The organism is Moorena sp. SIO3H5, assembly GCF_010692395.1.
Classification (GTDB): Bacteria; Cyanobacteriota; Cyanobacteriia; order Cyanobacteriales; family Coleofasciculaceae; genus Moorena.
The window spans coordinates 1-9,820 of sequence record NZ_JAAHHS010000295.1 but is presented as its reverse complement, the minus strand read 5'-3'; the positions used below and the strand labels follow the sequence as shown (position 1 = coordinate 9,820).

Annotated in this window: 7 protein-coding genes; 2 read left to right on the top strand and 5 right to left on the bottom strand. The window is 45.7% G+C overall.

What is annotated here, in order from left to right; genetic code table 11:
• Nucleotides 1-106: 106 nt before the first annotated feature.
• Nucleotides 107-1,708, bottom strand: a complete 1,602-nt coding sequence (gene crtD / locus F6K52_RS25735) for a C-3',4' desaturase CrtD (RefSeq protein ID WP_293084843.1) — start codon at nt 1,706-1,708, stop codon at nt 107-109.
• A gap of 40 nt (nt 1,709-1,748) precedes the next feature.
• On the bottom strand, nt 1,749-1,937 hold the full coding sequence (locus tag F6K52_RS25730; protein ID WP_293084840.1) for a hypothetical protein: 189 nt from the start codon (nt 1,935-1,937) through the stop codon (nt 1,749-1,751).
• A gap of 231 nt (nt 1,938-2,168) precedes the next feature.
• Between F6K52_RS25730 and F6K52_RS25725 the strand changes: the two genes are divergently transcribed.
• Both F6K52_RS25725 and F6K52_RS25720 read left to right on the top strand, forming a co-directional pair.
• Nucleotides 2,169-3,470, top strand: a complete 1,302-nt coding sequence (locus F6K52_RS25725; protein WP_293084846.1) for a pitrilysin family protein — start codon at nt 2,169-2,171, stop codon at nt 3,468-3,470.
• Nucleotides 3,471-3,563: 93 nt separating this feature from the next.
• On the top strand, nt 3,564-4,454 hold the full coding sequence (locus F6K52_RS25720) for a fructosamine kinase family protein (protein WP_293084837.1): 891 nt from the start codon (nt 3,564-3,566) through the stop codon (nt 4,452-4,454).
• On the opposite strand, the gene F6K52_RS25715 is transcribed toward F6K52_RS25720, so the two are convergent.
• The 3 genes from F6K52_RS25715 to F6K52_RS25705 all read right to left on the bottom strand — a co-directional run bounded on the left by F6K52_RS25715 (nt 4,451) and on the right by F6K52_RS25705 (nt 9,509).
• Nucleotides 4,451-5,221, bottom strand: coding sequence for a sporulation protein (locus F6K52_RS25715; RefSeq protein WP_293084834.1), 771 nt, complete (start codon nt 5,219-5,221; stop codon nt 4,451-4,453). The genes F6K52_RS25720 and F6K52_RS25715 overlap by 4 nt on opposite strands.
• Before the next feature lie 304 nt (nt 5,222-5,525).
• Nucleotides 5,526-6,800: a methylglyoxal synthase gene (gene mgsA, locus F6K52_RS25710; protein WP_293084832.1), complete on the bottom strand. Its 1,275-nt coding sequence runs from the start codon at nt 6,798-6,800 to the stop codon at nt 5,526-5,528.
• Between the two features lie 495 nt (nt 6,801-7,295).
• A complete protein-coding gene (locus F6K52_RS25705) occupies nt 7,296-9,509 on the bottom strand; it encodes a PatA/PatG family cyanobactin maturation protease (protein WP_293084829.1) in 2,214 nt (737 codons plus the stop codon).
• Between the last annotated feature and the right edge of the window lie 311 nt (nt 9,510-9,820).

Below are 9,820 nucleotides of genomic sequence, written 5' to 3'. Positions count from 1 at the left end.
TGTTAGTAGCCTTTCATAGCTGGTCTGGCCAAAAACAGATCCAATGGATCTTGACATTTGAGACCTTTACCCCTTTACCCAAGCTAGGTACCCTTGGCTTGCGCCCCTACAAGCAAAATGATGTCTCAATCTGCCGTACAGCGGTAAGGGCAGAATAACTGACCCCAGCTGTTCCTTCTCCTGGATGAGTTGAATCTCCTACTAACCACAGACTTTTGCAAGGTGTGCGAGTGGCAAAGCCAAAGGGTCCAAAGGTGGGTATCCGTTGCCCTATTCCTCCGACAATGCCTTGTTCTCTGGCAGTAAAACGGGCAAAGGTGCGAGGGGTTGCTGTTTCTTGGTGAATGATGGTCTCTGGTGTTAAATCAAAGTATTGACTAAGACGTGCGATCGCATTTTCTGTATACTCTTCCTTTAAGCTGTCATACTCTTGCTTAGACCCCCGCCACCACATGGCAGCATCGGTAAAGGATGAGGCCGTAATGGTAGCTTTTCCTTCTGGTGCTCGTCCATCTCCTGGCTTACTAACCGAAATAAACAAGGAATTATTCTCGCCAATTTCTCCATCGTAGTCATAGAGAAACTGAAGATGGGGAGGACAACCATCAGGAATTGCACGTTTATCTACCCCAAGATAGATGACAAACGCACCGGATGGTGAGGGTAATTTATCAACTCGATACTTATACCCTGTCATGGAGGTTTCAGGGAAGGTCTGTAGATTATTACCTAATAATTTGACTAGGTTTTGCACAGTAACGTTGGCAACTACTTCATCCGCTGGTTCTGTCCAAACTTCCCCAGTTTTCTGATTGCGAATCCTAACACCAGTAGCTTTACCACCTGATGTTTCGATCTGTTCAACGGTGTGGCGCATTAGTAGCTTACCCCCCCATTTTTCCAGGGCTTCTACTAAGCGATCGCTTAACACTTGCATACTACCTTGGAGATGAAATAACCCTTGGGGTTCCTGAGAAACTCCTAAGGCTGTTGCGGCATACAACAGTGCTGTCTGATCAACATCCACTTGAGAATAAAGCTTGAGCTGCATATCCAGAAAGGTTTTCAGACGCTTATTGTCATATAAGCCATATCCTCGTAACCCATCCGCTACGGTCATGAAGGTAAAGGGTAGGGTAATTAAGGTATCCGGACGCACTGCTGAGGTTAGTTGCCACAAGTCCCATACATTACGAGGTGGTAGCACTGGGTCACGGGATTGGAACTTCCAACTGGCATTGAATAAGGTTGCCATCAGTTGCCAGAAAGGTTCACTACCGGGAAACTGGCGTTGTCGTTCTCTTTTCCATTGCTCCGGGTTGCGCCAGATGTTAATCGGTTCGGTTTCACCGGGAAGAAATACCGCACAAGCCGGGTCACAGGGGGTAGCGGCTGGCAGGTCTACTTCCAGTTCATCAAAGATGCGTTTATGAATGCCACCAGGTTCTAAGCCAGCTACCTGGGTCGCACCAACATCGAAGGTAAAACCCCGACGTTTGAAGGTAGAGGCGCATCCTCCTGGTACTAGGGCTTGGTCTAGCATTAAAACACGGTAGCCTCGGCGAGCGAGGAGTGCTCCAGCGGTTAGTCCACCAATTCCTGCACCGATAACTACAACTTTCTGGGCTACTTTTTTCTGGACTTTTTTCTGCGGGAATTCTTTCTTGGGGTATTCTACCTTACCTTTACCGCCCTGAGTGCTTACCATGCTGGTTTATTTGCATTTCTTAATGTTTCTTATCATAATTCTACCTTGAGTCATGGTGTTTGGGAGTGAGGAGTCGGGAGATGGGAGTCGGGAGTCGGGAGTCGGGAGTCGGGAGTCGGGAATCGGGGAAAGAAAATTGGCGTTGCGTCAGTCTTTGAATGAATAGGAGTAGAGTGGGAATCCTGCCCGCCCGCAAATAAGGAGGAAACTGGCAAGATGCCAGTTCCACGCAAGATGCCTATTCCACCTGAGTCTTAAAATCATTCCATTATTAAGCAATGCCAGAAAATTGATTGAATGTATAGCGTTTTCTAGTCTAATGAGGTACACAAGATGTTTTCCCGATTCCCGATTCCCGATTCCCGATTCCCGATTCCCGATTCCCTTTGCTATATCAAAAACTCGATATCAAACAGAAAGATTACTATTAATAAATAGTGGTCAATTAGTGATTAATTTAATGACTTCCAGTTTGCTCAATACTCCCTCCCTCAATGCTCCTACTGTTGAAAAGCTACCGAATGGGTTAACCATTGTGGCGGAGCAGATGCCGGTTGAAGCTGTCAGTTTGAATGTTTGGATTAATGTCGGTTCCGCAGTGGAATCGGATCAGATTAATGGTATGGCTCATTTTCTGGAGCATATGGTGTTTAAGGGCACACCAAAATTGCAAAGTGGTGAGTTTGAGCGGCTGATTGAGCAACGGGGTGCTGTAACCAATGCGGCTACAAGTCAGGATTACACTCACTATTACATCACTACAGCTCCTAAAGATTTTGCCGACCTGGCACCATTACAGCTAGAGGTGGTACTCAATCCTAGTATTCCTGACCATGGCTTTGAAAAGGAGCGTATGGTAGTTTTGGAAGAAATTCGCCGTTCCCAGGATAATCCCCGCCGCCGCACCCATAGGTGGGCAATGGAGACTACTTTTGACCAGTTACCCTATCGACGTCCTGTGCTTGGACCTGCCTCGGTGATTGAACAACTCCAGCCTCAGCAGATGCGTGACTTTCACGGTAGTTGGTATCAACCAGAGTCTATGACTGCAGCAGTGGTGGGGAATTTGCCAGTTACGGAATTAATTGAAATTGTCAGCAATGGATTTAGTCAAGCACAGCCAAGGGCGATAGAAGATAGAACAAACCTTACCCCTGAACCAGCTTTCGAGAACATTGTCCGTAGGGAGTATGTGGATGAGTCTTTACAACAAGCGCGGCTGGTGATGGTGTGGCGGGTGCCTGGTATACCTGAGTTGAAGGAAACCTATGCTTTGGATGTGCTGGCAGGAATTTTAGGACGAGGTCGTATGTCCAGGCTGTTTAGGGATTTGCGAGAAGAACGGCAACTGGTTACTCAAATTGGGGTTAGTAATATCACTCAGCGGCTGCAAGGGGTGTTTTATATTTCTGCTAAACTGCCAGCTGAGAATTTGCCAGAGGTGGAGAATGCGATCGCAAACCATATCCATCGCTGTCAGACAGAATTGGTATCAGACTCAGAGATTGCTCGGATTCGGACCAAAGTCGCCAATCAGTTTATCTTTGGTAATGAAAAACCAAGCGCTCGCAGCAATTTATATGGTTACTATTACTCCCAAGTGGGGGATTTAGAACCAGCACTCAATTACCCTAGTCATATTAAATCAGTTAGTGCTGTTGATATCCAAAAGGCTGCACAGCAGTATCTGTCTCCCCATGCTTATGGTATTGTGATCGCAAAGGGAACAGCGATGCAGAGGTGCGACCCGTGGCGAATTTAATTCGCCAACGGAAAGCGCACCTAAGCGGTCTTGGGGGTTTCCCCCACTCGCTATTGCATCAAGACGGGAACGGGGAACAGGGAACAGACTAAGATGTGGAAAGAAATTGCTGACCAGATTAGCCAAGTCACCGGTGAAACCTTTGAGATTAACCAGCGCCAGTCTGTTGGTGGTGGCTGTATTAATCAGGGTTATGCTCTGGTCGGTAAGACTAATAAGTATTTTGTTAAACTCAATTCTGCCTCTCAAGTCTATATGTTTGAAGCCGAAGCCCTCGGTCTCAAGCAGATGGTGGCAACCCAGACAATCCGAATCCCCAAACCAATTTGCTATGGCACTGCCGTCGATTGTTCTTATATTGTCTTGGAGTGGCTAGACCTTGGTGGCGGTAACAGTACCGAGTCTTGGGTAAAAATGGGACATCAGTTAGCAGCCATGCATCAGGCTGCTACTCCCCAAGGTTCAACCGAGATGGGTAAGTTTGGTTGGAATCAAAATAATACTATTGGTTCCACACCACAAGTTAATCAATGGATGTCGGATTGGGTAGAGTTTTTTGTAGAGTATCGCCTGGGTTATCAGTTTCAGCTAGCACGGCGTCGCAGTGGTCATTTCCCGAAACAAGACCAATTACTGACAGTAGTTCCTAAATTACTGGATCATCAGCCTCAACCTTCGTTAGTACATGGTGATTTATGGGGTGGTAATGCGGCTATTACCATGGCGGGAGAACCAGTAATTTTTGACCCAGCTACTTATGTAGGCGATCGCGAAGTTGATATTGCCATGACCGAATTGTTTGGTGGTTTCCCAGCAGCATTTTATCGAGGCTATAACGAGGTGTGGCCTTTAGAGCAAGGTTACAAACAGCGGAAAAAACTCTATAACCTTTACCACATCCTCAATCACTTTAATCTGTTTGGTAGTGGTTATGAATCCCAAGCTAACCGGATGATTGATCAGATTTTGAAAGATTCATTCTAGTTAATTTGACTCTCAATAATCTCCTCAATCATTGCCTCCAATTCACCCGTAGGAAGATTGAGGTCATCCAGTGTTACCTGAAATTGGACATAACGTTCATCTAGGTCGAAAGCTTCTTCTAGGAAACCACCAAATCCACGGGCTCGTTTGTCTATTTCTAGGAAAACTTCTAAGTCTTCTGAGTAGAGAGAAAAAATAATTTCCAATTCATCCAAGCTACCCTGATACTTACCCATGGGTCGAAACTCGAACTCTTGGACGAATGGATATCTACCCCCGAAGTGAGTATTGTACTGACAATCCACTTCATGAAGTTGAAAGCCTAGGTTTTCTAATGCATCAAACACCGCTTGCATTAGGGGGTGTGGATGTACTTCAATGTAATCGGTATCTTTTGGGTCAACGGCAATGGGTATATCTAAGCCGGTACGTAAAAACACTGGTTGGCTGGTTAATGTCAGTGGTGTTTCCTCTGGGAGGGGAAACGAAAATGGAATAACTATCTCTTCTTTTGCCTCCAAGTTATAGCGTTCCGAGAGGCGATATTGCATTAATATGCATTCCTCTGTGATTGAGGTATCTTCTTCTTCCCGCAAGTATTCCGTAACCAGATAAATATAAATATCATCAATTTTCTGGGAAACATCTCCCCCAGTAATATAAACTTCCCCTTCTACCATTTCCCCAGGCGCTAGGGAATCAAAGTACAAACGTGTATCTACTTTTGCTGCTCCAATGCCAACCTGAGCTAATAGTTTTTTGAACATAGATTCTAGTTTTTTACCTAACTTTGCTACTAGCTTAATCTATGGTTCTGAAGTTTTAGGGAGTTGGGAGTAGGGAGTCGGGGAGATGGGGAGATGGGGAGATGGGGAGATAGGGAGATGGGGAGATCTTTCAAGGGTAATTATCCCGAAATGATATAATAAACTTTAAGGTACTTCATCAGTATTATCAACTATATCTAGCAATAAATCATTATCAATAATGCTCTACTTTACTCGAGTAGGTCTTAATATACTCTCGAAAAGGAGAGATTGAGCCCCTGAGATTCCTTGGGCTTAAGGCAAATTAATTGGGGTTAGGGACAAATACAGTCAATCCGTTGGGAATACATTCAACTTTGATAGGAGTTGTTCCAATCACTTCTCCATCCACAACCACTTTCTGAGGCGGATCTGTGGCTATTTTGATACTGTGGGTTCGGACATGATGAATATTTTCTTGGTTGGGTGCCAGGTTAACCAACGCCGCACCGAAGGCATTGACCATTGATGTGACCGCCTGAAGTTTTGTGTCTACTTTGGCCATGGTGACATCTAGTAACCCGTCGTCGTAAATCACTTCACCCATTCCTTGGGCTAACACTGAGGTAGGGGGAGCCGCGTTAGCCACAGTAATAGCCCCCACCTCAACTCGATAGATCTGGTCTTCAATTTCCACAGCCGCATCAAATAGCTCTTGTTCATCCAGTTGTTGCCATCCCGCTACCAGATAGGCCAGTACCCCCCACTGATCCTTGAATTCTCGGCTGGCTTTATCGACCATTTCTGCTTCAAAACCAATTCCGGTTAATAAAATCATGGGGGTGTCGTTACAGCGAGCCGCATCAATCACTTTGGTATAGCCTTCGGAAATGATGCGACAGGCGGCGCGAATGGGCATTACTCTGCCACCAATGCCCAACGCCTGACAAAAGGCATTAGCGGTTCCTCTGGGAATAATGCCGAGGGGAATATTGCTATCAATTAGCTGACTGGCAACGGCGGATACAGTGCCGTCACCGCCAGAGGCAATGATCAGATCAGCGTGGGCTGCGATCGCCCCTTGGGTCAATTCTTCCGCCGTAATTTCTGGAGTGGTTTGATGGATCTCGAGATTGAAATGGCCACCCAGCATGTTTTCAATAATAGTAAGTTCATGATCTGAGTCTCCTTGACCAGCCACTGGATTAAAAATAAGGTGAGCCACTTGGGTCCGGGCTAGGGCACTGATCACCAGTTCTGCAGTAGCTAAGTTGGTGGCGATCGCTACATCATGGACATCACAAATCCGTAACAGAGCCTGAATATCAGGTTCATGGGATTTAGCATAGAGTGCATCGATGAAGAAAAACACAGCACAGACCTTTCCCTCCGCCACCGCTGCAAACAACTGGGCATCTCCACCGATAGGACCAGGGAGTAAGCAATCAACGGGTAAGCCAGTGGAGTTTTGAATTTGTTTCCCTGTGTTCCCTGTAGCAATTAAGGTGTAGCGAGAGAAAACGATGTGGTGGCGCTTGACAAATGCCACTATATCATTTTTCTTGTTGTCATGGGCAATCAGGGCAATAGTTGCAGGCATACTACTGTACCGGAACTCCAAACCGAAATTCTAATACTAAATTGCAATCAAAGGTACAACTTTCTCTTCCCTCAATCTCCCTATCTCCCTATCTCCTATCTTTGAATGCAATTTGGTATAAAGTTCTTAACATTCCTATATAAAAATACAAGTCTAAACATAAAAGTTTACAAAAAAATCATTGACCTTTTAAATTACTTTATGGTACTTTTATATGTAATCAGAATTTTTTTGGATATTCTAGTTTTTTCATCTTCTAGTCTTTAGCTTTTCCTTGAGGGGAAGGTTTTTATTAACTTTTTCTTCCCCGTTTTTTTTTGCTTGTTTTTAAGCTATCAGCATTTAGTATTCAGCTATCAGCATTCAGCTATCAGCATTCAGCTATCAGCATTCAGCTATCAGCATTCAGCTTTTCAATAAATTTCAATAAAAGAGATCAGGTTTGGCTGACGGCTGACGGCTGACGGCTGACAGCTTACTCCCCATCTCCCGAACCTACTTCGGCACCGACCAAGAACGCACGTGACCTAAGGTAACTGGCACCAAATCAATTACATCAATGGTGAAGCGATAGATTTTCTTGGCTCTGCGACCATTGTCTGGGTCAAAGAACTTCAGTTTAACATCCCAACAGTTGCTATCATAACGACAGAAGGGACTCTTCTCTACTTCAATACTATGGAGTTCCATGCCTATAGCTACCGCTTCCGAAATACTTTCGGCGGCTTGAAAGGCGTTAATAGCGGCATAGTTGATGGCGCGATCGCGGTCAGCTTGTCCTAAGTTCCGTAGATCATAATAGACCCGATGTAGAAATGCGGTCAAAGACTGCCGGATTGCCGCTTCATCAGCATTCTGCTGTTCCTGACGAACGGCTTCGATGGCATTATCCACTAAGGTGTTGATTGTCCAGCCGTACATGCCCCGGGGACTATAAAGCTTCAACACCGGCAGCTCTTGTCCAGAGAACAGTTTGACAGTTTTCCGGCTCAACCGTCCCGCCATACTCACCCGTTCTATATACTCCTCATCGTGTTCTGGCAATGCCTCACTGGCCAGCATATCCTGCAAGGTGGCGTAAGTATCATCCGCAAATGCTCCCACCGGTTCCAGGGCATAAATGGGGGTCAGTTCTAGGTTCAAGGTCCAAATTAACGACTTGGCTTCATAGAGATTCTGACCCAGATAATCTCCCATTTGCCTGGCATCGTAGGGGTTGGAGGGAACCATTACCCCGTTGACCTCTACCGGTGGCATTAACTGCTTAAAAGAATCCCGCCTTGCTTCTGTGCCGAAATCATACCCCACCGTTCCCATCACATAGACCAGGTTTGACCCAGCACTCGGCACAATATTATTCGCTGCAGTAGTATTAGCCGTGATATTATCAGCGGTGATATTATTAGCGGTGATATTATTAGCGCTAACCCCATCAGAAGAGGATAAGGTTAATTGATTTTCTGTTACTATTTCCGTTAATTCTTGTCCACTATTCCCGATTCCCTGTTCCCTGTTCCCTATTCCCTGTTCCCTATTCCCTATTCCCTGTTCCCTATTCCCTTTATTCCCGATTCCCTGTTCCCTATTCCCTATTTCCTGTTCCCTGTTCCCTGTTCCCTGTTCCCTGTTCCCTTCCTTAGACGATATAAAAACAATCGTACTTTTATCCTCTGAGCCTTGACTAGTAATCTCTGACTCTTCACCTTTTGCTGCTAATTCTTGTCCGGTAATTAACTCAAAGGCACCAGCAATATTAACCTTGCCCAGCAAACAGCGTTCTGGTTCTTCTACTTCTTCCGGGTCGCAGGGAATGGCACTATTGGTAATAGCAGCACGAATCGCTTCCGCATCGGGAGCTGCCCCTTGTTGTAATTGCAAACTCATTAACAAGGCAGAAATTCCGGTAATTACCGGAGCCGCACAACTGGTTCCTTTTTTCCGCACTGCTTTATCGCTTCCCGGTTGTGCCCCTAAAATATTTTCTCCGGGAGCCAAGACCCCTTGTTGATTATACTGGCCACCGAAGTTACTGAACTTGGCCGGTTGGTCATTATCTTTGTAGGCTCCAACGGTGAGAACTCCTGGCAAAACTGCCGGAATACACCAACATTCCCCTTTATCATTACCACCAGGGGCAACCACCAGAACGTTATTATCCTGGGCTTGACGCACTGCTTTTTCTAACAGTTCATGGGCGACACCGGATTGGGTTGGGTGACAGGCGGCGCAGTGAATAATATTCGCTCCCAGTTCCAAAGCTTGATTAAAGGCATGAACTAGGTTCAGGGGGTTGATGAAGTTCTCCCCATCCCGACTAATGGGAATATTAATGCCTCGGCAACCAGGGGCAATGCCTTCAACGGGAGAGCCTGGTTGTCCAAAAATGGTACTGGAAATATGGGTGGCATGGAAATCCAAGAAAATCCGATGACGAATCCGGTCGTCCGGAATAGCGGCTTTGATCTTCTCTTGTTTGGTGTCGTCGTCTAAGTCATCTAACTGATTAATGTCTCGGAAGATTTTAATCAGATCCGGGTCAATTTCAATGTCTTGTGACCAGAAGGGGGTAATTCGACTCAGCTTTGCCCCACCGAAACAGGCTCGGTCTAAGTCTACTGAACCATCTAATACTGCGATCAGAAGGCGAGAATCACCGGTGGTGTGGCTTTGGAGTTCGGTGAAGCCGGGGATGGTGGAGAGGTCGGGCATTTGTTTTTCGTTATAGATGGGGAGTGGGGAATTAAGAATTTAGAATTGAGAATTAAGAATTTAGAATTGGGAGTGGGGAGATGGGGATAATTTTGAAAGAAGCAATAGCAGTAGAATGGGCATCTTGCCCGCGACCGAGAAGAATCAATAGTAACAGGCAAGATGCCTGTTCCACAGCAAGATAGCTATTCTACCAAGATGCCTGTTCGATGAACAATCTTACCATCAAATACTCAGAGATTGGGTATTGGTGGGCATTGCTTATTTAATTGCTCGCCGTTCAATCAAGAGCTTTTTCAGCAATTCCCACA

Bases quoted from the DNA above. Each gene is read 5' to 3' on its own strand.
- F6K52_RS25725 (WP_293084846.1), top strand. From the start codon at position 2,169: ATGACTTCCAGTTTGCTCAATACTCCCTCCCTCAATGCTCCTACTGTT.
- F6K52_RS25705 (WP_293084829.1), bottom strand. From the start codon at position 9,509: ATGCCCGACCTCTCCACCATCCCCGGCTTCACCGAACTCCAAAGCCAC.
- crtD (WP_293084843.1), bottom strand. From the start codon at position 1,708: ATGGTAAGCACTCAGGGCGGTAAAGGTAAGGTAGAATACCCCAAGAAA.
- F6K52_RS25720 (WP_293084837.1), top strand. From the start codon at position 3,564: ATGTGGAAAGAAATTGCTGACCAGATTAGCCAAGTCACCGGTGAAACC.
- mgsA (WP_293084832.1), bottom strand. From the start codon at position 6,800: ATGCCTGCAACTATTGCCCTGATTGCCCATGACAACAAGAAAAATGAT.
- F6K52_RS25715 (WP_293084834.1), bottom strand. From the start codon at position 5,221: ATGTTCAAAAAACTATTAGCTCAGGTTGGCATTGGAGCAGCAAAAGTA.